Origin of the sequence: endosymbiont of Bathymodiolus septemdierum str. Myojin knoll (assembly GCF_001547755.1) — a bacterium.
Lineage (GTDB): Bacteria > Pseudomonadota > Gammaproteobacteria > PS1 > Pseudothioglobaceae > Thiodubiliella.
This window is the reverse complement of record NZ_AP013042.1, coordinates 483,133-507,789: the sequence shown is the minus strand read 5'-3', so window position 1 is coordinate 507,789 and position 24,657 is coordinate 483,133. Positions and strand designations below refer to the sequence as shown.

The window sequence follows — 24,657 nt, the reverse complement described above, 5'->3', positions numbered from 1 at the left end:
GTTTAATCCATCTTTACAAGTTAATGGAAAAAACCTACAATCCCAAACAAATCGAAAGTAAATATCGTTCGATTTGGGAAGCGGAAAATCTTTTCTCTTCTGATTTAAATTCAACCAGTAAAAACGCCTATTGTATTATGCTGCCGCCACCGAATGTGACGGGCAGTTTACACATGGGACATGCTTTTCAGCATACCATTATGGATGTATTAACACGCTATCATCGTGGCAAGGGTGAGCAAACCCTTTGGCAACCAGGTACTGACCATGCGGGCATTGCAACGCAGATGGTGGTGGAGCGACAATTAGCGGCGCAGGACATTACCCGTCATGAGGTTGGGCGTGAGAAGTTTATTGAAAAAATTTGGGACTGGAAAGCGCAATCGGGTGGCACAATTACCTCACAAATGCGTCGTATGGGTGCATCGGTTGATTGGGAAAAAGAACGCTTTACCATGGATGATGGACTGTCTGATGCGGTAAAGAAAGTGTTCGTACAGTTACACCAAGAGGGGTTGATTTATCGTGGCAAACGCTTGGTAAATTGGGACCCTGTGTTACACACGGCAGTATCTGATTTAGAAGTAATTAACACCGAAGAGCAGGGGTCTTTGTGGCATATGCGCTATCCAATTACAGATTCTAATGAGATGATGGTAGTTGCGACGACGCGTCCTGAGACGATGTTAGGCGATAGTGCGGTGGCAGTACACCCTAACGATGAACGCTATGCACATTTGATTGGCAAGACGATTGATTTGCCACTCACAAATAGAAAAATACCTATTATTTCTGACGATTATGTGGATATGGAATTCGGCACGGGTTGTGTAAAAATCACACCTGCACACGATTTCAATGACTATGAAATGGGGCAACGACATAATTTAGATGTGATTAATATCCTAACGGATGATGCAAAAATCAACGATACAGTTGAGAGTGCTTATACAGGCATGGATAGGTTTGTAGCGCGTAAGCAGATGATTAAGGATTTGGACGAGCAGGGGCTGCTAGAGAAAATTGAACCGCATAAATTAATGGTACCACGAGGCGATAGAACCAATGCAGTGATTGAACCTTATATGACCGACCAATGGTTTGTAAAGGTTGCACCGTTAGCAAAGCCTGCGATTGATGCTGTAAAAAATGGTGATATTCGTTTTATTCCTGAAAACTGGAACAAAACTTATTACAACTGGATGGAAAATATCGAAGACTGGTGTATTTCTCGTCAGATTTGGTGGGGGCACAGAATTCCTGCTTGGTATGACGACAAAGGTAATATCTTTGTGGCAGAATCACTTGAAGAAGCGCAGGTACAGGCAGGTGAAGGCGTGGTGTTGCGACAAGATAATGATGTACTTGATACTTGGTTTTCTTCGGCGCTGTGGCCGTTTTCTACCTTGGGCTGGCCAGAAAAAACCCCTGATTTATCCCGTTTCTACCCTACCGATGTTTTAGTCACGGGTTTTGATATTATCTTCTTTTGGGTGGCACGAATGATTATGTTCGGGCTTAAATTTGCGGGTGATGTGCCGTTTAAGGACATTTATATTACCGGTTTAATCAAAGATGGACAAGGGCAAAAAATGTCGAAGTCCAAGGGTAATGTTTTAGACCCAATTGACTTGATTGACGGCATTTCTATCGAGGACTTATTAGAAAAAAGAACACAGGGAATGATGCAGCCAAAAATGGCTGAGAAGATTAAAAAACAAACAAAGAAAGAGTTTTCCGATGGTATTCCCGCTTTTGGTACTGATGCATTGCGCTTCACTTTTGCAGCGTTGGCGTCATTTGGTCGTGATATTAAATTTGACCTTAAACGCGTGGAAGGCTATCGTAATTTCTGCAATAAGTTATGGAATGCATCGCGTTTTGTGTTGATAAAATTGGAAGGTGAGTCTATTGATACCCGTGCAAAATTGTCAACGGCGGACGAATGGATTTTGTCGCGTTTACAAGACACCAAAGCTAAAGTAACTAAGCATTTGGGGGATTATCGCCTGGACTTAATGAGTCAAGAATTGTATGAATTTGTGTGGGATGATTATTGCAGTTGGTATTTGGAATTGTCCAAACCTTTGTTGGAGGACGAAACAACTAAGGCAGGGACGCAGGCGACTTTGATTAAAGTGTTAAATGAAATAGTAACGCTATTACACCCAATTATTCCGTTCATTACCGAAGCTATTTTTGAGCAATGTAATACGATTGCTGGAAAAGACAGTAAAAGCCTGATGACGCAATCCTATCCAGAAGTAGATAAGCAGCTGATTTCAGAGCAATCTGAGACAGAAATTAAATGGCTGAAAACCTTTATTCTCGGCATTCGTCAGATTCGTGGAGAAATGAATATTCCACCAAACAAGCCATTAAATTGCTTTGTACAGGACTTTAATAAAATTGATGAAGTCTATTTAAACAGGAATGCAATCCTCTTAAACACCTTGTCAAAAATGAAAACTATTGATAAACTCTCCCCTACAGATGAAGCGCCCGAATCAGCGACTGCATTGGTTGGTGAAATGAAAATATTAATTCCATTAGCTGGATTAATTGACAAAGAACAAGAAGTGGCACGATTAACCAAAGAAATTGAGAAACTAGAAAAACAAAAGGTGCAGTTTGTAAGTAAATTAAGCAATGAAAAATTTGTTGCTAGCGCACCAGAAGTCATTGTCAACACAGAAAGGGAGAGATTGGCAACGACTGAAGGTACCATCGCTGACTTATCAACACAATTAGAAAAAATAGGTAGCTTATGAAACTAAAATATCTCTTACTCTTGCCACTTTTGTCGCTGCATTCAATAACAAATGCCAGTTCGTTTGTGTATGTTACCGACACGGTGCCAATTCCGATGCGCTCTGAAAATATCATTCAAAACAACCCAAGTAACCTAATTAAGTTATTGGATTCAGGTACAAAATTGGAGATTTTATCCACTGAAAAAGGTTGGACCAAGGTTAAACACGATAATACAATAGGTTGGATGATTTCTCGTTATTTGACCTCTAATGTGCCTGCTATAGTACAACTGGAAGAACTAAAGCGTAGTAGTAATAACAGCCAACGCTCACTTTCTAAACAAAATGAGAGAAATAAAACACTTGAAAAAGATATCGCCAGATTAAAAAAAGAAAATGCCATTTTATCTATTCAAAATGGCAAATTAGAATCAGAAAAAAAACACATTCAAGATACTTATAAAAATGCACTTAAACTGGAGTATAAGAATAAAAATCTCGAAGCCCAAGTACTGCAATTAACGGCAAAATTACAATTATTGAAAAATAACAACACAATTGACCAAGATTCCAGCTCTAGAAATTGGTTTATTGTTGGTGCATTGGTGTTATTTTTTGGCTTTATGATAGGCTTTGTTATTCCTAAACGCACAAACAATCAAAGGAGATTTTAAAATGAAATTACTAAAAACTGCACTCACTTTTGACGATGTATTGTTAGTTCCTGCGCATTCAACAACAATGCCAAAAGAAGTTGATTTACAAACACAGTTAACCAAAAATATCACTTTAAACACGCCAATTTTATCTGCAGCAATGGACACAGTAACCGAAGCAAAATTGGCCATCACTATGGCGCAAGAAGGCGGTATTGGTATCATTCATAAAAATATGTCGGTTGCAGAGCAAGCGGCAAAAGTCAATAAAGTTAAACGATTTGAGTCTGGCATTATTAGAGATCCTGTAACGATTGACACCAAGTCAAGCATTAAAGATGTGTGCGACAAACAACAGCAATACAAGATTTCAGCATTACCCGTAATGGATGGCAAAACAATTGTTGGCATGGTAACAAGTCGTGATGTGCGCTTTGAAACAAATTTTGACAGTTCAGTTAAAAGCGTGATGACGCCACAAGACAAATTAATTACCGTCAAAGAAGGCACTGCAATGAGTGAAGTCCGTGCGTTATTACACGAACACCGCATTGAACGCGTGGTTATCACTGGTGATAATTTTGAATTGCGCGGTATGATTACTGTGCGTGATATTCAAAATTCAACCGATTTCCCGAATGCCTGTAAAGATGATCAAGAACAATTGCGCGTTGGTGCTGCCGTTGGCGTTGCTACTGGCACAGGCGAACGCATTGATGCATTGGTTGCAGCGGGTGTCGATGTGATTGTTATCGATACCGCTCACGGGCATTCACAAGGGGTACTTGAGCGTGTTAAAAAGACCAAAGCTAAGCATCCAAATCTTAACATAATCGCTGGCAACATTGCCACCGGTAGCGCCGCATTAGATTTGGTTAAAGCAGGTGCAGACTGTGTAAAAGTTGGCATCGGTCCAGGTAGCATTTGCACCACGCGTATCGTTGCTGGTGTTGGTGTGCCACAAATCACCGCAATTTCCGATGTTGCCGAAGCTTTAAAAGGCACAGGTATTCCGTTGATTGCCGACGGTGGTATTCGCTATTCAGGCGACATTGCCAAAGCCTTTGCCGCAGGTGCCTATTGCGTTATGCTCGGTTCAATGTTAGCAGGCACAGAAGAGTCCCCAGGTGAAGTAGAGCTCTACCAAGGTCGTGCCTACAAATCTTACCGCGGCATGGGTTCAATCGGTGCAATGAACCAATCACATGGCTCATCTGATAGATATTTTCAATCTGATTCTAAGGCTGATAAATTAGTGCCAGAGGGTATCGAAGGTCGCGTCCCCTTCAAAGGGTCCATTCGCCCTATCATTCATCAAATGGTGGGGGGTGTTAGATCCTCAATGGGTTATACAGGTTGTGAGACATTGGACAAAATGCGTACAGATGCGGTTTTTGTGCAAGTTACCACTGCTGGTATGACCGAGTCGCATGTTCACGATGTGTCTATCACCAAAGAAGCGCCAAATTACCATCAATAATTTCTTTGCTTTATTTTTTACAAGGTTAAACCTTGTCATGTGATTTTGGTTTTTAAAGGTTGACTATTTACAGATTGGGCAATTGCTGTCTTTATTTAGAGTAAGGGTTCGAAAAGTCATATCTAAGGCATTAACAATCATTAGCTTTCCGGTGAGTTGCTCACCTAAATTTAAAATAACTTTTAAAGCTTGCAAGGCTTGCATGGTGCCGAGCATGCCAGCGACAGGCGCGAGAATGCCATTGTCAACGCAGTTTTCATCACTATTATTAGTAGCTGGATAAAGGCATTGATAACAGGGTTGATTTTTTTCGTAACCTTTAAAGACGGAGAGTTGACCCTCAAAACGGATGACAGCAGCTGAGACCAAAGGGGTTTTATTGATAACGCAGGATTGATTGATTTTGAAACGAGTGTCAAAATTGTCAGTACCATCAAGGACAATGTTGGCCTTTTGCACCCATTCATCAATATTGTCTTCACTTAGATTGGTAAGCGTGGTGATTTTGATATTAGGGTTGATAGTTAATAGAGTTTCTTTGGCGGAAGTTACTTTATCTTTACCGATGTCGTCTGTACTGTGGATGATTTGTCGCTGTAAATTAGACAGCTCTACTTGGTCAAAGTCTGCCAAAATAAGATGTCCGATACCAGCAGCGGCGAGATAAAGAGCACTTGGCGAGCCTAAGCCACCGATACCGATTAATAATATCGTGGTATCTAACAGGGTTTTTTGCCCTTCTATATCAATTTCTGGCAGCATAATTTGCCGAGAATATCTCAATAAATCTTCATCATTCATAAGTTAAAAATTATACTGTCTACCTCATTCAAAAGTAAGGGTTATTGGTCGCTATCGATGGGATAATATCCACTTTTTTACGAAAAATCAAAATTATGATTACTAAACTTGTTAAATTCTTAAAAAATAACTATCCAGATAGCAATATTAATGATTACTTAGATTCTAAATACATTCAACTTACTGCTCCGCAGTTAAAACAAATTGCCGATGCGCTGAATAGTGGCGAGTTAACCACTAAGCCCGCATCTGCATGTGGCGCAGAACGATTTGTATTTAGCTTTGGTGAAACAGTTATTTTAGTGCAAAAAGACACCACAGATTCTTCGGCAGTTTATCAAGCAGAATTCTCTTGGGAGACTGATTTCTTAGCGATTCACTCAACCAGAAGTAAAGGCAAAGGTTTTTACTTTATCGCGTTTGAATTTGATAATGATTATCAAGTGACCTTAAAAGATACAGATAAGCGTTTAGATGATCAAGTTAGAAGCACCGAAAAAGAGCAAGAAATGGTTGATAAAATAATGCCTATTTTAAAAGGTTTTATGTCGGCTATTTCTGAGTAATTAACTGGGTTGCTTTTTTTAGCTTAACGCCTGCTTTAAAGGTTGCCACTGTTCTTGCACAAATCATAACAGGTTCGCCCGTTTTTAGGTTTCTACCTGGCCTGGCAACTTTATTTCTGACGACAAAATTACCAAAACCCGATAATTTCACATCTTCGCCTTTGGCAAGCGTGTCTTTAATTGTATCAAAGAAATTATTTGTCATTGACAACGCTTGAGCGTGGGTAATGCCAATTTTCTTAACCAGCATATCAGAAATATCTTTTTTAGTAATGGACATTATTCCCTCCTTATCTTTGAACGGCTGAAAATTTATCATTCATCAAAGTTAACACTTCATTAACCTTGGTATTAACTTCTTCATCACTTAAAGTTACTTCAAGCGACTGGTAGGTTAAATTAAAAGCAACGCTTTTCTTACCTATTTCAATGTTTTCGCCTGCGTAAAGGTCGAATAAATTTACACTAACAAAGTTAGGTTGTTTTAACGCTTTAATTGCATCCACTAATTCAGACACAGGGATTGATTCATCTAATGTTAAGGCGATGTCTCTTTGTGCTTGCTGATATTGTGAGAAAGCTTTATATTTGGCAACTTTCCTCGTCAGTATAGCGTCTAAATTAATCTCAAATAAATAACATTTAGAAAGCGATAATTCCTTTGCCACGATTGGCGATAAAGCGCCAATCCAACCAACTTGCTCGCCATTTAATATTATCTTGGCTGTTTGTCCTTTTTGCAAGGCTGAATGTTCGCCGGCTTCAAAAGAAAACTTGGCGCCTGTCATCTCAAGTAATGACTCTAAATCTGCCTTAGCGTCAAAGAAATCCACTGGGGCTGATTCACCTGACCATTGTGCATCAAAACGATTTCCAGTAACAATGCCCGCTAATTTATTGGACTGCTTATTGGCTTCAACGCCTTCAAAACATAAGCCAATTTCAAAAAATCTTGCGTCATTATGTCCGCGTCTTTGATTGGACTCAAGCGTCTGTAGCAAGCCTGCCCACAACGACGAACGCATGGTAGAAAGTTCTGCTGAAATTGGATTGGACAACATAATCTTATTGGCGCTCGCATCAATTAAATCATGGTATTTTTCTGAAACAAAGCTATAAGTAATCACTTCTTGATAACCGCGCGCTACCAAAGATTGCATGATGACATATTTATCAATCTGCGCTTCTGCCACTACGCTAATATTTGCATCTAACGATAACTTTTGTACTGGTAACTTATCATAGCCATACAATCTTGCTAATTCTTCAATTAAATCCGCAGCAATGCGAATATCAAATCTAAAACTTGGCGGAATAATGCGCCATGAATTCTCTGTTTTCTCACTGATTTCAAAGCCCAAACTTTGGAATTTTTCAGTAATCCAATCCCTGTCTAATTCAAAACCTAAAATTTTCTGAATCTTCTCTTGTGTAATGTTAATCTCTGACAACTCTGGCAGTGCAGAAGCGTCAATACAATGACTTGTATCACTCGCCTGCCCACCGCAGATTTCAACAATCAATTGTGTAGCACGGTCCATTGCTATTTCAGTAATAGCGAAATCCACACCACGCTCAAAACGCAATGATGATTCAGTGTGCAAACCATAATTCCTTGCCTTTCCTGCAATTGATACTGGCTCAAAAAATGCACTTTCTAATAAAATATCTGTACTATTAGATTGTGTAGAACTATCCATACCACCCATTACACCCGCAATCGCAAGCACTGATTTATTATCAGCAATCACTAAAGTATCCTCTTTTAGTTCAACCGTGGTTTCATTTAGCAATTCAATTTTTTCGCCTGATTTAGCATTTCTAACTTCAATGCTACCGCTGATTTTTGCCATATCAAAGGCATGCATTGGCTGACCCAACTCCAATAAAACAAAGTTAGTAATATCAACTACTGGCGAATGAGCTGCTTGACCAGAGCGCATGAGTTTATCAACTATCCACTGTGGCGTTTTAACCGTATTATCGATACCTGTAACACTTCTGGTTAAGTATTTCGAACAAGAAGTGGTATTGCTTACTTTAGTGGTGATTTTTGATACGCCATTTGACGCAACAGAAAAACTTGGTAATTCAAAATCGACTGAATAATTCGCACTGACTTCACGCGCCACACCTAATACTGAGAAACAATCACCACGATTAGGCGTAATGTCTAACTCAATGATATTATCATCTAAATCTAAGTATTCTCTAATATCTTTACCAATGGGTGCGTCAGCATCCAATTCACTGATACCATCTGAATCTTCTGCCATGCCTAGTTCAGACTCTGAGCAAATCATACCGAATGACTCAACGCCACGCAGTTTTGCTTTCTTGATTTTCAAACCATTCGGCAACACCGCACCAACTGTCGCAACAATCACCTTTAAATCCGCACGAATATTCTTCGCACCGCAAATAATTTGCAAGTTTTCACGCTCGCCAACATCCACCTGACACAAACTCAACTTATCTGCATCGGGGTGCTTTTCGCAAGATACCACGAAACCAACAACCACTTTTTCAAAATATGGTGCAACTGGTGCAATACCATCCACTTCCAAGCCTGCCATTGTTAACTGCTCAGCAAGCACTTTATCACTCACTTCTGGGTTAACCCACTCACGCAACCATGTTGTTGAAATATTCATTTACTAATCTACCCTACTTGAACTGTCGTAAAAAACGAATGTCATTTTCAAAGAAAAGACGCAAATCATTCACGCCATAACGCAACATTGCCAAACGCTCAACACCCATACCGAAAGCCAATCCTGTATATTCTTCAGGGTCAATCTTGACTGAATTCAAAACATTCGGATGAACAACCCCACAGCCTAACACTTCTAACCAACCTGTTTTTTTACAAACTCGACAACCTTCACCACCACAAATAACGCATTCAATATCTGCTTCTGCAGAAGGTTCAGTAAAGGGAAAATACGAAGGACGAAAACGCACTTTTAAATCTTCTTTTTCGAAGTAAGCACGCAAGAAATCAATTAATAAGCCTTTTAATTGTGCAAAGTTTGCATTTTTATCAACAATCAAACCTTCCACCTGATGAAACATCGGCGTATGGGTAATATCTGAATCACAACGATATACCTTACCCGGCGCAATGATACGCAGGGGTGGTTTTTGATTTTCCATAGTACGGATTTGCACAGGCGAGGTATGTGTTCTCAACACGGAGCCTTCGTCAAAATAGAAAGTATCGTGCATCGCCCGTGCAGGATGGTGCTCAGGGATGTTAAGCGCAGTAAAGTTGTGAAAATCATCCTCAATCTCAGGACCTGTTTCCACTTCAAAACCGTTCTTTGCAAATAGTGATTGAATGCGTTTGAGGGTGGTAGTGACTGGATGCAACCCACCCATTTCAGCGTTACGACCCGGCAGAGAGACATCTATTTTTTCACTCAATAAACGCTTTTCTAACTCAATTGTTTCCAAGTTATTTTTGCGCTGGGTGAGTAAATCTTGCACAACGCCTTTGGCTTGATTAATCACCCCACCCATTTTTGGACGCTCCTGCGCACTCAACTGCCCAAGTCCTTTAAGAAGAGCCGTCAGTTCACCTTTCTTACCTAAGAATGCAACTCTTAAATCCTCAAGTTCACCTAAACTTTGTGCTTTTTCAATAGAGTCTTTTGCTCTACTGAGGATATCATCTATCACTGTGAGTCAATTATTTACGCGTTAAACGCGCTGTGCCATTACCATAAAGTACATACACCTGATCACCAACTCTCAATCCTTGCTTAGATTTTTGTACAAAAGCTTTGATTACATCACTACTTAATTTAACTAAAAATTCAAATCCAGTGTCAGCCGTGGCGTTTTCCTCAATTGCTCTACCTGCCATTGCACCCAACAAACCACCAATAATGGCGCCTGCGGCCTTATCACTATCATCACTACCGACTACACTAGCGCCAGTTACAGCCCCTAACGCTGTGCCAATACCAGAACCCATACCTTTAGAACCTGATAATCGAACTTGCTTAATAGAAATAATATTGCCTTCCAATACGCTAGATAATTGACCAGTTTCAGTAGAAGAATAAGTATTTGCACCCCTCTCATCTTGCGTAAAACGATTTGTTGAAGATTGACAAGATGTCAAAAATACAACTAACATTAATAAAATAACCTTATTTTTCATACGCCTGCTCCTTTTTTCTTATTATCTAAAGTTCTATTCTAACATTATTTATGCCAAAGCTACTTTCGCTTGCTCTGCAATCTGTGCGAACGCTGCTTTGTCAAAAATTGCTATATCTGATAAAACTTTGCGGTCAATTTCAATACCTGCTTTATTCAGACCGTCAATCATTCTTGAATAGCTTAAACCATTGTTACGCGCTTCAGCGTTAATACGAACAATCCACAACCTACGAAACTGACGACGCTTTTGACGACGGTCACGATACGCATATTGACCTGCTTTGATAACCGCTTGCTTAGCAACACGATAGACTTTTGATCTAGCGCCGTAGTAGCCTTTGGCTTTCTTTAAAATTTTCTTATGTTTTGCGTGCGCTTGCACACCTCTTGATACTCTTGCCATTTTCTTATACTCCTATTGATTAACTATACGGTAACATTTTGCGAACCATTGGGACATCGACTTTCTCGACCATGTCTGGTGAACGCAAGCTACGCTTTCTAGAAGTACTCTTCTTGGTCAAAATATGACGCAGGTGAGAGTGTTTACATTTGTAACCACCACTGGCAGTCTTTTTAAAGCGCTTTGCAGCGCCTCTATTGGTTTTTAACTTCGGCATAATTTTCTCCTTGTCCTCTTGGACATATAAGTTACCCTTAATAAGTAACGATTAAACAACTAAAATAAGCAGCGCTTATTTTTTCTTTGATTTGGGGGCCAGCATCATGCCTAGCTGGCGACCCTCCATCTTTGCCTTTTGCTCTACATTGGCAAATTCTTCTGTATCTTTCTCAATTCTATCAAGCATTTCCATACCTAATTCTCTGTGCTGCATTTCGCGTCCACGGAACCAAATACTGACTTTAACCTTATCGCCATTATCTAAAAACTTGACCAAATTTCTCATTTTTATTTGGTAATCACCCTCTTCTGTACCCGGGCGATATTTAATGGTTTTAACGGTGTTTTTCTTTTGTTTTCTTTTTTGGTCACTCAGTTGTTTCTTTTGCTCGTACCGATATTTACCAAAATCCATTATTTTGCAAACAGGTGGCTCTGCATTCGGTGATACTTCAACCAAATCAAGTTTAGCAGCCACTGCCATTTCTAATGCTTGACTGGTACTTAATACACCAGCCTGTTCGCCTTTACTATCAATGACACGAACTTTCGAAACTTTAATATCGTTATTAATTCGTATTCTATTTGGTTTTTTAATAATTATTCCTCTGTTACTAATTTAACAAACGCTTCAATTGACATTGACCCAAGGTCTTCGCCACCGCGTTTGCGTACTGAAATTTCGTTATTTTGCATTTCTCTATCACCAATAACCAATAAATAAGGGAATCGTTGCATAGAATGTTCGCGTATTTTAAAGCCTATCTTCTCATTACGCAAGTCCGAAATCACTCTAAGCCCTTGTTTTTTTAATTTTTTCTCTATTTCAACAGTAAAATCGGTCTGCTTTTCAGAAATATTCAAAACAACCGCCTGAACAGGCGCCAACCAAGCGGGAAATGCACCCTCATAATGTTCAATCAAAATACCGACAAATCGCTCTAGCGAACCAACGATTGCACGATGCAACATCACTGGCGTTTGCTTTGAACCATCTTCGGCAATAAACGATGCATCTAATCGCTCTGGCATTGAAAAATCAACCTGTAAAGTACCACACTGCCACTCTCTATCCAGGCAATCCTTCAACACAAATTCAATTTTAGGTCCATAAAATGCACCCTCGCCTTCTTGCAATTCCCATTTAATGCCTTTCGCATCTAAGGCCTCTGCTAATGCTGCCTCCGCCCTATCCCAAACTTCATCAGAACCAACACGCTTTTCAGGACGAGTAGATAATTTAAGGTCCACATTTTCAAAGCCAAAATGCTCGTAGACTTTAAAAGTTAAATCAATAAAGTCTGATACTTCCGCTTGAATTTGCTCATTACTACAAAAAATATGCCCGTCATCTTGCACAAAATTACGCACCCGCATAATACCGTGTAGCGTGCCAGACGGCTCATTGCGATGACAAGAGCCAAACTCTGCCAGACGCAACGGTAAATCACGATACGACTTCAAACCTTGATTAAAAATCTGAATATGCGCCGGGCAATTCATCGGCTTCACTGCATAATCACGATTCTCACTACTGGTGGTAAACATCGCATCGCCAAACTTATCCCAATGACCCGATTTTTCCCACAAACTTCTGTCAATCAACTGCGGGGTATGTACTTCCTTATAGTCATTATCTCGAAACACGCCGCGCATATACTGCTCAACAATTTGATACAAAGTCCAGCCTTTCTCATGCCAAAAAACCATACCTGGCGCTTCTTCTTGCATGTGAAATAAATCTTGTGTTTTTCCAATTTTACGATGGTCGCGCTTTTCTGCTTCTTCTAATCGGTGCAAGTGCGTCGCCAAATCTTCTTTATTCGCCCAAGCCGTGCCATACACGCGTTGTAACATTTCATTATTAGAATCACCGCGCCAATAAGCACCTGCCAATTTCATTAATTTAAAGGCTTTTAATTTTGCCGTGCTTGGTACATGTGGTCCACGACACAAATCAATAAAATCGCCCTGTTTATATAATGACAACGACTGATCAGCTGGAATAGACTCAATAATTTCCGCCTTATAATGCTCGCCTTTGTCTTTAAAAAACGCCACTGCCTCATCTCGTGACATCTCAGAGCGTTCAATTTTCAAGTTTTGTTTCACCAGCTTATTCATATTTTTCTCAATCTTGGCTAAATCAGCCTCTGAGAAACCATCTTTATAAGCAAAATCGTAAAAGAAACCGTCATTAATCACCGGTCCAATCGTCACCTGCGCCTCTGGATAGAGCATTTGCGTGGCTTGTGCCAATAAATGTGCCGTCGAATGACGAATAACCTCTAAACCCTCTGCATCTTTATCGGTAATAATCGACAACGAACTGTCCGCCTCAATGATATGCGACGCATCTACCAACTCATCATTGACCTTACCCGCAAGCGTTGCCTTAGCTAACCCCGAACCAATCGACTTAGCCACCTCAAAGACACTAACCGCTTGGTCGAAAGATTTTTGCGTTCCGTCTGGTAAAGTGATAATCGGCATGAATAAATTTCGGAAAAATAAAAAAGAGTCTATTTTACCTTATTATTGAGATTTTATGCGCGCTGTGCGCAACCGTCATGAGTGTCAATTCAAATATATAATTCGATACAATAATGTAATAAACACAAAATTATTTTGTAAATCTTTTATGTTGTCATATGAAACTAAATTAAGTATATAATTTTACTAAATTACAAAAAAAAATTATGTACACAGAAGAAGATTTAAACGACGCCATTAAACAAGATATTTTTAACCAATCAGCGGTTGACAATTTTAGACAATTTACCGCTGCCAGCAAAAATACCAATCGTGTTGACGAAGAGAATTTCAAGTTAATCAGTAGTTTTAACGATATTTTTGTTGTTATCGCCTGCTTGTTACTGTTATTTTCCGTAGGATGGTGGCTAAACAGCATGCAAGATAACAGTGGTTATATTGCATTTCCAATACTGGCATGGGGGCTGAGTGAAATTTTTATCCGCAATAAAAAAATGTCGTTACCCGCTATTGTGCTACTCATTGCTTTTATTGGTGGTATATTTTCCCTGTGTATCAATTTACTGTCATTTCCAACTGTCGATAAAATAGCCTTTGCCATTGCCGCTTCCTCGTCAACATTGGGTGCTTATCTACATTGGTTGCGTTTTAAAGTGCCAATTACCATTGCTGTTGGCGCAGTCTCGCTGATCGGATTTTTAATCGCACTTATCCTTTCCATTTTTCCTGCAACGGAAAATTATCTAACGCCAATTATATTGACTTTTGGGGTGATGACTTTTATGTGGGCTATGTTTTGGGATTATGCCGATATTGACAGAGTTACACACAAATCTGATGTTGCTTTTTGGCTGCATTTAGTCTCGGCCCCCTTAATTATCCATCCTGTTTTTAAAATGATTGGTTTACTAGATGGCGATTCAGGCATCGGTGTTTTAATCAGCGTTGTTGTCTTATACATTTTTATGAGTTTATTGTCTATCGCTATTGATAGGCGTGCTTTTATGGTTTCTTCTTTGATATATGTTTTATATGCAATCTCAAACATTCTAAAAATTTATGGTGATATTGGCTATAATTTTGCTTTAACTGGTGTATTAATCGGCACCATGTTGCTTTTATTATCAATCTATTGGCATCAAAGTAGGAAGATTATATTAGGTTTATTACCCAATTCAATCAGACCATATTTGGCACGCTAAAATAGAAATCGCCGTATTTGTGCGCGCATACACCGTCAATCTTAGCGTTTAATTAACTTGCTCAACCATTAATTGCAGGGAAGTACTACCGCGCCATTCGTTAATAGATAACTTATAAGCAACGGTTGATTTTTTACTCTCAAGGGGGGATTGGAAAAATGCGATAGCGTCGATGATGGTGGTGCCATTGGTGGGTTTTAGGCGTAGTTTTAGGTGTTTTTCGCCAACCACTCTTTGTTCAACGATTTCAAAATTACCAAAAAACACAGGCTCTTCAAAGCCTTGCCCCCACGGACCAGAGTCAGCAATTAATTGTGCATTTTTAAGTGTGATATCAGACGCATTAAGTTTACCGTCGGTGAGTAATTCTACTTTCGGGATTTCGTTGTTTAAGTGGGATTGAATGGCATTTGAAAATTCTTGCTGGAATTTATCAAAATTCTCTGGCTTAATGCTAAGTCCTGCTGCCATTGCGTGTCCGCCAAACTTGAGGATTAAATCAGGGTGCCTCCTATCAACCAAATCTAGTAAATCTTTAATATGTACACTGGGAATAGAGCGGATTGAGCCTTTTAAATCGTTGCCAGATTGAGCGAAAACAGCAACTGGACAATGATAGTCCTCTTTGAGTTTACCAGCGACAATACCAACAATGCCTTCGTGCCATTCTTCGCTAAATAGACAGATAGCAAATTTTCCCGATTGCTCATCTTGCGCATCGATGATGGCTTGTGCTTCTTCTTGCATATCAGCTTGTTTGGCTCGACGAGTTTGATTAAATTCTTCAAGTTCATTGGCATAACGCCTTGCGTCATTCATATCATCCGTGAGCAAACATTTTATGCCACGAGAAATATCACTCAAGCGCCCTGCGGCATTCAGCCTCGGCCCTACGGAAAAACCCAGGTCAGAGGCCTGCAAGGTTTCAGCTTTGCGATTGGAAACTTCTAACAATGCCAAAATACCAGGTGAACATAATTTACCACGAATACGCTGAATACCCTCTGCAATTAAAATACGGTTATTTTGATCTAACTTGACGACATCCGCCACCGTGCCGAGCGCAACCAAATCTAAGACAGTGCGTAAATCAGGTACTGGAATATTATTATTGGTAAAATAATCTTGCTTTAGTAAATGGGTTTTTAGCGATGAAAATAAATAAAAACAGACGCCAACTCCTGCTAAATTTTTACTTGGAAAATCACAATTTTTAAGATTCGGATTGATAATCGCATCGGCTTCTGGCACGAATTCACTGGGCAAATGATGGTCGGTAATAATAACTTTGATACCTTGTTTTTTTGCCAATGCAACCCCATCAAAACTGGAGATGCCGTTATCCACAGTGATAATCAAATCGGGTTGTTTTTCTTTAATGGCTAATTTAACGATTTCAGGGCTAAGTCCGTAGCCGTGTTCGATGCGATTTGGCACTAAAAAATCTGCATATTTTGCCCCCATTAAGCGTAGAGATTTCACAGCAAGTACTGATGCTGTAGCACCATCACAGTCAAAATCACCAATAATTAAAATGCGTTTTTGTTCATTTAAAGCTTGTGTAAGTATCGTGTTGGCAGCGGGTAATTGCTCAAAATTGGGGGTAATTAATTTAGCCAAGGATAAAGTTAATTGTGATTCTGCCACACCACGAGCGGCGTAAATTTTTTTTAGAATTAAAGGAATATCATCTGAATATGATTCAAATAAAGCCTCATCTATTTTTCGTGTTAACATTTTTTTATCAACTCAGCTATCCTTTTAGCGCTCTCAGGCGCCATATTTAAGCCATTACGAAGATGTCCAGTATTGATAAACAAACCATCCAATTTTTCATCTTTTTTAATAACTACTCCCGATTTACTCGCTGGTCTAAAACCCGACCAATGATGTTCAATACTTGCGCCTTGTAATTCTGGAAATCGCTCTGTGGCAAATCTAAGCAACTCAAGTCCCACTTCGTCACTCAAACTTCTGTCAAAACCAACATTTTCAGTGGTAGAGCCAATCAAAATACGCCCATCTTTTCTTGGAATCAGATACCTGCCTTTATCAAGTACAATATGCGCAAGCGTGTCAGGTTTAGAGCGAATCACAATCATCTGCCCCTTAACGGGATACATCTCGTTTTTAGCCTCTAATAATTCAGAGCTCCAGGCGCCGCCACAAATAACGGTATTATCCGCATAATAGGCTTTATTCTCAGTCTTAACACCAAGCACAGTATTATTTTCAACAATCAATTCATCGACTTTGGTAAATTCGACAATTTCCACACCGCGTTTTAAAATATCAGCCTTAAGTGCCCTTAACAATCGCGGATTACGCACCTGCGCTACATCGGTAAACAGTGTCCCTTTAGGGTGTTTTTCAGCGTGTACTTTATGCACAGCCATCCAATCAATCGCCTCATACCTGTCGTATTCATCCATCATCAGCAACCCAGAACGCACATACTCGGTATCAATCCCCGTTTCCTCAAGTAAAGTCGCACACAGTTCCTCATAAACTACCTGGGATGCCATACTCAATTCATTCACCATATCGCTATACATCCACGGATACAGCGGACTGATAATGCCGCCCCCTGCCCACGAAGATTCCTTACCACAGGCTCGTTGGTCAATCAATCTAACACTCGCCCCCGACATCGCTAAAGTGCGTGCACTCATCATTCCAATCACACCGCCGCCGATGATGATGCAATCACTCATGATGAAAAATGCGCTTGAATAGCTCGTTGCAGGGCTTTAACGATTTCTTTAAGAGACTCTATTTTCTCAAAAGAACGACACACATTCCACACTTCTTGTGCAAATCCTGGCTTAAAAGAGTCAACTTGTTGCACTAAACCCTGTAAAACATTCTGTAAAACTAGCTGTGTTTGCTTAATTTCACTAACAAATGCCGTTGAATCATTATTCAACAAATCAATTAACCAATTAAACGCAGCCTTGGCAAGTTCTAACTGCATCTCTTGATTGTTAGAGTGGTCTTTGGCTAGGGTTGTTAATTGCTCAAACACTTTGCGCGCTTCTTTAAAGTCTGCTGGATTCTCACTTAAACCACTTAGCCAATTAACTGCAGCCTTAGCAAGTTCTAACTGCATCTCTTGATTGTTAGGGTGGTCTTTGGCTAGGGTTGTTGATTGCTCAAACACTTTGCGCGCTTCTTTAGGATTCTCACTTAAACCACTTAGCCAATTAACTGCAGCCTTGGCAAGGGCTAACTGCATCTCTTGATTGTTAGGGTGGTCTTTGGCTAGGGTTGTTAATTGCTCAAACACTTTGCGCGCTTCTTTAAAGTCTGCTGGATTCTTATTTAAACCACTTAGCCAATTAAACGCAGCCTTGGCAAGGGCTAACTGCATCTCTTGATTGTTGGGGTAGTCTTTGGCTAGGGTTGTTAATTGCTCAAACACTTTGCGTGCTTCTTCAAAATTATTTGTTAGTACAGCATTCAAATGCTTTTCAAATAATGTATCCGCATTAGGCTCGAGATATGCTTCTATATCTTGTTTTACCGTGTCATCTTTCAATGGATCAATTAGGTAGCTACGCAACGCCTTTAATTTTTCTGGAAAATCATCATGACAACGCTTAATACACGCCTCGTAATAATTCAAGTCTTTTTCAAATAAAGTTGAGTCAAGCGATAAGCCTTGTTTGCTTAAAAAATCCATCAATGCGAGTGCAAAATACTCACCTAGTAAATCAGGCTCTAAAGGTTTTAATACGTCGTCTTCCTGTTTGGTGATGATAGCAGCGGCCTTCATAATTTTCTGTTTCTTACTATTTTCAGTGGGATTAACCTGAATAGCTGAAAAATCTTGAGATGTAAATTCTCCAAACAAGGTGGCAATTTGAATGGCTTGCGAAACTTCAACAGCATTGTCATCGTTCTCAGTGTCCCAAGGCAATCGACCTTGTCTCTTGAGTAAATGCGCCAAAATATCTTCTATGTCTGCCTGCTCCCCTTGTTCTTTTTGAATGCACAAAAGCAAAATATACAATGGTTTTGCTTGATAGTGTTTCTGCTTAACTTTTTTAAGTACTTGCTCAACATTAATGCCTTCAAATTGCCTAATTAACCTCCTAATATCGTTATCTTCTAATGGAGTTAACACTAAATTATCCGACTCCACCAGACCTTTAAAATCGGTAAAACGCCGAGCGTTTATATGATCTTCAATTTGGTTATCCGCTGTAACTTTAAAGCCAGATCTATCAATCAACACTAAACGCACCAGCACACCATCATCCCATGATTTAGTCGCTAAAGCGTTGAGCAATCTCTGCACCTCATCCACATGATCTTTGGCGTAATCAATAAAAATGAGTGTTGGTCTAATAGGTTGCCAGTTCTGTAATTGTTCTAAAGATTGCAGACTGCTTTTTCCTAAAAATCCAACACGCCAATATTGCTGTTGTGCAATTTGACCAAATTCATGAGCAAAACGCGTCTTGCCACTGCCTGCATCGCCAACAATCCCCATCCATGAAAACGCCGCGTCTTGTTCTAAAAAGGTTTGCAATATGTTTTTGCTTTTTTCTCTGCCAATATAGGTATGGTATTTATTGTGGGCATGTAGTTGCTTAATAATATCCTCTTCAATGTTTTTAGTTGGTGTATCAAATGTTAATATTGGATTCCAAGAAAGGTTTTGAGTAATACTATTTTCTAAATCTTGCAAGGCGTCAAAAAAATCTTTCGTATTTAAGTCATCCAATTTATCTGCTGGCACCTCTCCTTTTATTTTTGTTAAAAACCAGCATAATAAACGCTGAATAGACGGGTAATCCTTTGCCTTTTTAATAAGTGCGTTTTTATTGTCCTCTAAGTGAGATTTAATAGCCGCCTCTAATAAATTTATAGCTATGCGAATAATAATTTTTGGAAGCCCTAGCTCTTCGTAAGTCTTTTTAATTAAATTCTGTTTAGCGACCCCTCTCTCTTCTTTCCAAAGTGTAATAAATTCATTAACAAGCGCCTCGGCAATTTGATCTTTTTGCATGCTCATAAATTCAGTTTCCTTATTTTTTAAATTCAGATAATAATAGCAACGCCACACCAACACTAATGGTAATGTCAGCAACATTAAACACTGGCCAATAAAAATCTTGATAATGTAAATCAATAAAATCAATCACGAAACCATAAACAACTCTATCAATCAAATTGCCCACAGCACCTGCCAAAATGAGACTAAGTGCAAGTAATTCAAATTTCTTGGTTGACGATGTTTTTTTCATCCAAACAATCAAAGCAATGCTAGCAATAAAAGAAAGACCAGCAAAGAAATACCTCTGCCATCCACCTTGGTCAGCTAAGAAACTAAATGCCGCGCCATAATTACGCACATGATGCCAACTGAAAAATTCGGTGACAATAATGCTGCTTTGAAATTCCATCGTGTTTGCTACAAAAATTTTACTCAATTGGTCAAGTAAAATTAGAGTGATGGCGATGCCATAATATTTACTGAGTGTCATGCTTTACTCGGGTTGTATTTAACAATAACGATGATTGGAATGATAAAACCTGCCAAAGTCACTATCCATAACAAGTCGCCAAGTTGTGAATAATCTTGCGTCGTCGTGACCACGCCATCGGTAACAATTTCACGACTAACAATAAAGATTTTATTCAAATATTTCGTTAATAAGCCACCCGCCGATAAGGCGATATTCATCAATGATGCCATGAGTGCAAACCAAGTGCCTTTTTTGCCTTCAGGTGCATAAATTGCCACTAAGGTTAACATTAGCACTTGTGCAATATAGTTAAAAGGTGATGCCAGCGCAGTATCTACCAACGCCACAGTACGGGCTTCCACACCTAGCCAAATGTGTAAATCGTAATACATGCCCAAAATAGGCAGTGACAATAATGTACCAATAATGGTTAAAAATATTAATACTTCAGCAATATCCCGTTTAACAATAAATTTGGCGCTAAACCACATCCCTGCCAAAGCAATACCGCCGCCAATTGCCGACAATTTGGCAAAAAACGATTCATCAAAACCCAATACATCAATTTGCCACCACTGTAAAGAAACGCCTACCGACGGCATTGCCCGATAAACAAAGATAATAATCATTGCCATTTTAATATGACGAATCGCATTTTCACTCAAGTCACCAATCAAATCATTGAGTAAATATAAGACGATGCTAATAGAAATAACGAACACGATTTCTTGTGAATAAGGCACCTCAGAATAACCTATTAATACCACGAATAATGCAAAAATCAAGCCACCAAATAACACGCGTTTATTAATCGGCGACACTGCCACAGGATTCAGATTAACCAATGTTACCCCGATAATTGATAGTATCGGTATAAATAAAGCAATAATAAACACCATTTCACGATTATCCTTAAACACACTTGCCAACTCACCGCCAATCCAACCAGTGATAAAAATTGCAAAACCTAGAGATAACCGCGCTAACACTTGAATGGTTGCCAGCTCTTGATGGATTTGGGCTTCGGTTTGGGACTTACCCACCACCTCGGTACTCATCGTATCTGCCACCACATCCTGCATTACAAAACCGATGACAGCAATGACACTGGCAACAATATATACCGATTTTTTAGAAAATTGTACAACAAATTCGTAGTCGCCCACCACCGCAATCATCAATAAGGAACTGACAGTAATCAGCAAAGCCCCAATATACACATAGGATTTTCGATTAGAGCCAAAAACCAAAACGCTGTCTACCAATGAGCCAAAAATCATCTTCACTGTCCATGGTACACTCAGCCAAATACCCAACTCTGCCAAATCTGCCGCAGTCATATTCAAACTGTCTTTGACCCAAAAACTCTCTGCAATTGCAGTAAAAAAACTACTACCATAAGCGAAATAAATCAAAAGCAATGGCACATAGCGTAATCGCATCGCCTTAATCGGTGTTAATAAAATATCCAACATAATTTTCACTCAGGGAAAATTACCATTATAATTTGTCTCTTTATATTATTGAGATTATTATGGGATTTTTAACAGGAAAAAAAGCATTAATTGTAGGCGTTGCCTCTAACCGTTCAATTGCATGGGGGATTGCCGAAGCAATGGCGAAACAAGGTTGCGAAATTGCACTGACTTATCAAAACGAAAAACTGAAAAAACGCGTGGACAAGTGTGCCGTTGTTTGTCACTCAGACATCGTCATCCCTTGTGATGTAGGCACTGACAGTGGCATTGAAGAAACTTTTAGCGAACTCAAAACCCATTGGGATAACTTTGATATCTTAGTTCATTCTGTCGCTTTTGCCCCACGCGAAGCCCTAGATGGTAATTATGTTGAAGCCACCACCCGTGAAAACTTTGCCACCGCTCACGACATCAGCTCTTACAGTTTTACTGCATTAGCCAAGGCTGCAAGCCCAATGCTAAATGAAAACGGTGCCCTGCTTACTGTTAGTTACTTGGGCGCCATCCGTGCTATTCCTAACTATAATGTGATGGGCGTTGCCAAAGCCTCACTTGAGGCCAATGTGCGTTATATGGCAGCAGCGATGGGACCTTCAAAGGGCATTCGTGTAAACGCAGTATCCGCAGGTCCAATCAAAACTTTAGCGGCGTCAGGTATTAAGGACTTCGGTAAATTATTAGATTATGCAGCAGACTCTTCTGCCCTAAAACGCAATGTTACCACCGAAGAAGTGGGCAATGCCGCTGCGTTCTTATGCTCTGATTTGGCATCAGGTATCACTGGCGAAATCACTTATATCGATTCAGGTTACAACTTCTACGACAAAGGTCCTGAGTAATAACATTTAGCACTAAAAACAAAAAAAACCCTGCATCGAAGGGTTTTTTGTTGTCTATCAATTAAATAAAATCTTTAGAGGTTATCCGCAAAGATTTCTATATCCGTATCCTTACGCAAAGTCATCAAAATACTCCTAAACACTTCTTCAGACTCAAAATTTAACAACACATTTTCCAGTAACGCACTTGAGGTGCTTTTAGGTGTTTTAACTGCAAGCAACTTTAAAACAATCGCCTCTTGGTCCGTGCTTATTGCTGTATATATTGCCTTTTTACCTTTACTCGGCTTTGGTAGGGCGAACACACCGTCAATAACATTAGCATCCACTTTCTTAGAGTCTCTACCAATCCAACCTACTTTCTTCCACTTAAGTTTATTGCTCTTGATTAATTGCTCTGCCGTTTTGCTGTCACCCTTATTCAGCGCAATCGAAATTTTATTTGCCACATCATCAATAAAAGCCTTTGCCAGCAAACTCTTGAGATATTTAGTAATCTCTGCCTTTACTTCTTTAAAAGTTTTTTGTCTTTGTGCAATTTTATTGTTTATTCTTAACACGACAAGTTTATCTTTGTCTATTTCAATTGGTGCAGAATTCTCATTTTTATTCAATACTGCATCGCTATAAGCCACTGCCACAAATTTAGCATTATAATTTTTGCTATCTTGCGAAAAGAAAATAGAAGTTTTAAGTTTTAAATCCATCTGATCTGCCAACTCTTCCAAGCTTACTTCGTATGCCAAATTACTAAAATCATCGGTCAATTTATACATCAACTTTTGTGCAGCGCGCTCGGTATAAAGTTTTTTTAGCTCACTACGCACCGACTTAAATGACTTCACTGCCTCCGCTTGCACTTTAGTCAATCTAATAATATGATAACCAAAATCAGTCTTCACTGGCGCACTGGTTTCACCCACTTTCATGCTAAATGCTTCAGCCTCAAACTCTGGCACCATAACGCCTTTGCCAAACAAACCTAGGTCACCACCTTTATCTTTTGAGCCAGTATCTATCGAGTACTTGGCTGCTAACTTAGTAAAATCAGCGCCCGCTTTAAGTTCTGCAACGATGGTGTTTGCCAGTGCCTCACTTTCAACCAAAATATGCTGAGCCTGTCGTTCTTCTTCGATAGTAAAGCGCGCTTGTTCGTCTTCATAAAAATTAAACAACTCATCGTCACTCACTTTGATGCCCTTAGCCACCTCTTTAAATGACAACTCAACAAAATCAACCTTTACTTTTTGTGGTTCAAAAAATGCTTGTTTTTGCGCTTTATAAAATTCTTTTACACTCTTAAGATCCACCTCTACCTCTTTAGAGTGCTCCTTGACGCTCAATGTAAGGTAGTCAAACTGTCGTTGCTGGTCGTTTAATAATTGTAGGCGTTTCAAAACCGACTGCGTAACAAATGCAGAATCTAAGAAATTAAAATTAATTTGACTTTGTGTTAACTCGTTCGTTTGCGAGGCTTCGTATTCTGTATCAGAAAACCCGCTTAACCTAAGTAATTGCTTGTATCTATCTACAGAAAACTTACCATCCACTTTGAATGCATCATTTGTTTGAATAAATATCTGTAATTCACGCTGCGTAGTTACATACCCTAACTTATCTGACAATTTTTTCAATAAGCGTCTATTAATTATCCCATTAATGGTTTTCATTTTAACCGACTGATTAATTTCAGCCGTATATCGCTCACCCAGTTCCTCTTGCAAGCGTCTTTTACGAGTTTCAAACTCCGATAAAAAAACCTCTTTAGAGATTTCATCTCCATCAATATTAGCAACCACAATATTTGACGAACCTGTGAGATATTCACTGACACCGAATAAAGCGAACGGCACAATGATTAAAGCAATAACAACATAGGCAACCCAGCCTTTAATTTTTTCTCTAATAGAGCCCAACATAGATAAATCTCATAAAATTTTAAAGTCTTAAATTATAAACGAAAAGCCCAAATATTTTACTATTAATACAAATAAACATAAAAAAAATTTGGACTAACAAAAACCCACCTTTCGGTGGGTTCAAAAATGGCGGAGCGGACGGGATTCGAACCCGCGACGTCCTGCGTAATAAAGGCAATAGCAGGCACTCTAACCTAAATTGTG

21 protein-coding genes are annotated in these 24,657 nt (G+C 39.4%); 6 read left to right on the top strand and 15 right to left on the bottom strand.

Annotation, left to right across the window (positions count from 1 at the left end; genetic code table 11):
* Nucleotides 1-23: 23 nt before the first annotated feature.
* From BSEPE_RS02695 to guaB, 3 genes are read left to right on the top strand one after another with little or no spacing between them, the layout of a single operon-like run.
* The gene (locus BSEPE_RS02695; protein ID WP_066043779.1) at nucleotides 24-2,771 is read left to right on the top strand and encodes a valine--tRNA ligase; all 2,748 of its coding nucleotides are present in this window, start codon (nucleotides 24-26) and stop codon (nucleotides 2,769-2,771) included.
* On the top strand, nucleotides 2,768-3,427 hold the full coding sequence (locus tag BSEPE_RS02690; protein ID WP_066043777.1) for a TIGR04211 family SH3 domain-containing protein: 660 nt from the start codon (nucleotides 2,768-2,770) through the stop codon (nucleotides 3,425-3,427). Before BSEPE_RS02695 ends, BSEPE_RS02690 begins: the two co-directional genes overlap by 4 nt.
* A 1-nt stretch (nucleotide 3,428) precedes the next feature.
* Nucleotides 3,429-4,889, top strand: a complete 1,461-nt coding sequence (guaB, locus tag BSEPE_RS02685) for an IMP dehydrogenase (RefSeq protein WP_066043774.1) — start codon at nucleotides 3,429-3,431, stop codon at nucleotides 4,887-4,889.
* A gap of 63 nt (nucleotides 4,890-4,952) precedes the next feature.
* On the opposite strand, the gene BSEPE_RS02680 is transcribed toward guaB, so the two are convergent.
* Nucleotides 4,953-5,690 carry a HesA/MoeB/ThiF family protein gene (locus tag BSEPE_RS02680; protein ID WP_066043771.1) on the bottom strand — a complete coding sequence of 246 codons (738 nt, stop codon included), beginning with the start codon at nucleotides 5,688-5,690 and terminating at the stop codon, nucleotides 4,953-4,955.
* A gap of 95 nt (nucleotides 5,691-5,785) precedes the next feature.
* Here BSEPE_RS02680 and BSEPE_RS02675 point away from each other — a divergent pair, with 95 nt between their 5' ends.
* The gene (locus BSEPE_RS02675) at nucleotides 5,786-6,256 is read left to right on the top strand and encodes a hypothetical protein (protein WP_066043768.1); all 471 of its coding nucleotides are present in this window, start codon (nucleotides 5,786-5,788) and stop codon (nucleotides 6,254-6,256) included.
* On the opposite strand, the gene BSEPE_RS02670 is transcribed toward BSEPE_RS02675, so the two are convergent.
* The 8 genes from BSEPE_RS02670 to thrS form a co-directional block, all read right to left on the bottom strand.
* The gene (locus tag BSEPE_RS02670; RefSeq protein ID WP_066043765.1) at nucleotides 6,243-6,536 is read right to left on the bottom strand and encodes an integration host factor subunit alpha; all 294 of its coding nucleotides are present in this window, start codon (nucleotides 6,534-6,536) and stop codon (nucleotides 6,243-6,245) included. The genes BSEPE_RS02675 and BSEPE_RS02670 overlap by 14 nt on opposite strands.
* Before the next feature lie 10 nt (nucleotides 6,537-6,546).
* The gene (pheT, locus tag BSEPE_RS02665) at nucleotides 6,547-8,910 is read right to left on the bottom strand and encodes a phenylalanine--tRNA ligase subunit beta (RefSeq protein ID WP_066043762.1); all 2,364 of its coding nucleotides are present in this window, start codon (nucleotides 8,908-8,910) and stop codon (nucleotides 6,547-6,549) included.
* A gap of 13 nt (nucleotides 8,911-8,923) precedes the next feature.
* A complete protein-coding gene (gene pheS, locus BSEPE_RS02660; RefSeq protein WP_408065666.1) occupies nucleotides 8,924-9,934 on the bottom strand; it encodes a phenylalanine--tRNA ligase subunit alpha in 1,011 nt (336 codons plus the stop codon).
* Nucleotides 9,935-9,947: 13 nt separating this feature from the next.
* Nucleotides 9,948-10,424, bottom strand: a complete 477-nt coding sequence (locus tag BSEPE_RS02655; RefSeq protein WP_066043754.1) for an outer membrane lipoprotein — start codon at nucleotides 10,422-10,424, stop codon at nucleotides 9,948-9,950.
* A 48-nt stretch (nucleotides 10,425-10,472) separates the two neighbouring features.
* On the bottom strand, nucleotides 10,473-10,829 hold the full coding sequence (gene rplT, locus BSEPE_RS02650) for a 50S ribosomal protein L20 (RefSeq protein ID WP_066043750.1): 357 nt from the start codon (nucleotides 10,827-10,829) through the stop codon (nucleotides 10,473-10,475).
* 19 nt (nucleotides 10,830-10,848) lie between these two features.
* Nucleotides 10,849-11,046: a 50S ribosomal protein L35 gene (gene rpmI / locus BSEPE_RS02645; RefSeq protein ID WP_066043746.1), complete on the bottom strand. Its 198-nt coding sequence runs from the start codon at nucleotides 11,044-11,046 to the stop codon at nucleotides 10,849-10,851.
* Nucleotides 11,047-11,121: 75 nt separating this feature from the next.
* On the bottom strand, nucleotides 11,122-11,649 hold the full coding sequence (gene infC / locus BSEPE_RS02640) for a translation initiation factor IF-3 (protein ID WP_157059370.1): 528 nt from the start codon (nucleotides 11,647-11,649) through the stop codon (nucleotides 11,122-11,124).
* A complete protein-coding gene (thrS, locus tag BSEPE_RS02635) occupies nucleotides 11,649-13,541 on the bottom strand; it encodes a threonine--tRNA ligase (RefSeq protein ID WP_066043738.1) in 1,893 nt (630 codons plus the stop codon). Before thrS ends, infC begins: the two co-directional genes overlap by 1 nt.
* A gap of 206 nt (nucleotides 13,542-13,747) precedes the next feature.
* Between thrS and BSEPE_RS02630 the strand changes: the two genes are divergently transcribed.
* Complete coding sequence (locus tag BSEPE_RS02630; protein ID WP_066043735.1) at nucleotides 13,748-14,743, top strand: hypothetical protein; 996 nt, start codon at nucleotides 13,748-13,750, stop codon at nucleotides 14,741-14,743.
* A gap of 48 nt (nucleotides 14,744-14,791) precedes the next feature.
* Here the strand turns inward: BSEPE_RS02630 and recJ are convergent, their stop codons facing one another.
* From recJ to BSEPE_RS02605, 5 genes are read right to left on the bottom strand one after another with little or no spacing between them, the layout of a single operon-like run.
* Nucleotides 14,792-16,480 carry a single-stranded-DNA-specific exonuclease RecJ gene (recJ, locus tag BSEPE_RS02625; protein ID WP_066043733.1) on the bottom strand — a complete coding sequence of 563 codons (1,689 nt, stop codon included), beginning with the start codon at nucleotides 16,478-16,480 and terminating at the stop codon, nucleotides 14,792-14,794.
* Complete coding sequence (locus tag BSEPE_RS02620) at nucleotides 16,474-17,457, bottom strand: NAD(P)/FAD-dependent oxidoreductase (RefSeq protein WP_066043730.1); 984 nt, start codon at nucleotides 17,455-17,457, stop codon at nucleotides 16,474-16,476. The genes recJ and BSEPE_RS02620 overlap by 7 nt, the downstream gene beginning before the upstream one ends.
* Entirely contained in the window at nucleotides 17,454-19,763 is a 2,310-nt protein-coding gene (locus BSEPE_RS02615; protein WP_066043727.1) for a tetratricopeptide repeat protein, read from the bottom strand. Before BSEPE_RS02615 ends, BSEPE_RS02620 begins: the two co-directional genes overlap by 4 nt.
* Nucleotides 19,764-19,776: 13 nt before the next feature.
* Nucleotides 19,777-20,235 (bottom strand): signal peptidase II, encoded by a 459-nt coding sequence (gene lspA, locus BSEPE_RS02610; RefSeq protein ID WP_066043724.1) that lies wholly within the window; start codon nucleotides 20,233-20,235, stop codon nucleotides 19,777-19,779.
* The gene (locus BSEPE_RS02605; protein WP_066046056.1) at nucleotides 20,232-21,692 is read right to left on the bottom strand and encodes an MFS transporter; all 1,461 of its coding nucleotides are present in this window, start codon (nucleotides 21,690-21,692) and stop codon (nucleotides 20,232-20,234) included. Before BSEPE_RS02605 ends, lspA begins: the two co-directional genes overlap by 4 nt.
* A gap of 59 nt (nucleotides 21,693-21,751) precedes the next feature.
* Between BSEPE_RS02605 and BSEPE_RS02600 the strand changes: the two genes are divergently transcribed.
* On the top strand, nucleotides 21,752-22,534 hold the full coding sequence (locus tag BSEPE_RS02600; RefSeq protein WP_066043721.1) for an enoyl-ACP reductase FabI: 783 nt from the start codon (nucleotides 21,752-21,754) through the stop codon (nucleotides 22,532-22,534).
* A 74-nt stretch (nucleotides 22,535-22,608) separates the two neighbouring features.
* Here the strand turns inward: BSEPE_RS02600 and BSEPE_RS02595 are convergent, their stop codons facing one another.
* Nucleotides 22,609-24,453, bottom strand: a complete 1,845-nt coding sequence (locus tag BSEPE_RS02595) for a SurA N-terminal domain-containing protein (RefSeq protein WP_066043718.1) — start codon at nucleotides 24,451-24,453, stop codon at nucleotides 22,609-22,611.
* Nucleotides 24,454-24,657 lie beyond the last annotated feature (204 nt).

What these genes read in the sequence shown, in the direction of transcription:
- BSEPE_RS02695 (WP_066043779.1), top strand. Translation starts at nt 24, where the DNA reads ATGGAAAAAACCTACAATCCCAAACAAATCGAAAGTAAATATCGTTCG.
- BSEPE_RS02690 (WP_066043777.1), top strand. Translation starts at nt 2,768, where the DNA reads ATGAAACTAAAATATCTCTTACTCTTGCCACTTTTGTCGCTGCATTCA.
- guaB (WP_066043774.1), top strand. Translation starts at nt 3,429, where the DNA reads ATGAAATTACTAAAAACTGCACTCACTTTTGACGATGTATTGTTAGTT.
- BSEPE_RS02680 (WP_066043771.1), bottom strand. Translation starts at nt 5,690, where the DNA reads ATGAATGATGAAGATTTATTGAGATATTCTCGGCAAATTATGCTGCCA.
- BSEPE_RS02675 (WP_066043768.1), top strand. Translation starts at nt 5,786, where the DNA reads ATGATTACTAAACTTGTTAAATTCTTAAAAAATAACTATCCAGATAGC.
- BSEPE_RS02670 (WP_066043765.1), bottom strand. Translation starts at nt 6,536, where the DNA reads ATGTCCATTACTAAAAAAGATATTTCTGATATGCTGGTTAAGAAAATT.
- pheT (WP_066043762.1), bottom strand. Translation starts at nt 8,910, where the DNA reads ATGAATATTTCAACAACATGGTTGCGTGAGTGGGTTAACCCAGAAGTG.
- BSEPE_RS02655 (WP_066043754.1), bottom strand. Translation starts at nt 10,424, where the DNA reads ATGAAAAATAAGGTTATTTTATTAATGTTAGTTGTATTTTTGACATCT.
- rplT (WP_066043750.1), bottom strand. Translation starts at nt 10,829, where the DNA reads ATGGCAAGAGTATCAAGAGGTGTGCAAGCGCACGCAAAACATAAGAAA.
- rpmI (WP_066043746.1), bottom strand. Translation starts at nt 11,046, where the DNA reads ATGCCGAAGTTAAAAACCAATAGAGGCGCTGCAAAGCGCTTTAAAAAG.
- thrS (WP_066043738.1), bottom strand. Translation starts at nt 13,541, where the DNA reads ATGCCGATTATCACTTTACCAGACGGAACGCAAAAATCTTTCGACCAA.
- BSEPE_RS02630 (WP_066043735.1), top strand. Translation starts at nt 13,748, where the DNA reads ATGTACACAGAAGAAGATTTAAACGACGCCATTAAACAAGATATTTTT.
- recJ (WP_066043733.1), bottom strand. Translation starts at nt 16,480, where the DNA reads ATGTTAACACGAAAAATAGATGAGGCTTTATTTGAATCATATTCAGAT.
- BSEPE_RS02620 (WP_066043730.1), bottom strand. Translation starts at nt 17,457, where the DNA reads ATGAGTGATTGCATCATCATCGGCGGCGGTGTGATTGGAATGATGAGT.
- BSEPE_RS02615 (WP_066043727.1), bottom strand. Translation starts at nt 19,763, where the DNA reads ATGAGCATGCAAAAAGATCAAATTGCCGAGGCGCTTGTTAATGAATTT.
- lspA (WP_066043724.1), bottom strand. Translation starts at nt 20,235, where the DNA reads ATGACACTCAGTAAATATTATGGCATCGCCATCACTCTAATTTTACTT.
- BSEPE_RS02605 (WP_066046056.1), bottom strand. Translation starts at nt 21,692, where the DNA reads ATGTTGGATATTTTATTAACACCGATTAAGGCGATGCGATTACGCTAT.
- BSEPE_RS02600 (WP_066043721.1), top strand. Translation starts at nt 21,752, where the DNA reads ATGGGATTTTTAACAGGAAAAAAAGCATTAATTGTAGGCGTTGCCTCT.
- BSEPE_RS02595 (WP_066043718.1), bottom strand. Translation starts at nt 24,453, where the DNA reads ATGTTGGGCTCTATTAGAGAAAAAATTAAAGGCTGGGTTGCCTATGTT.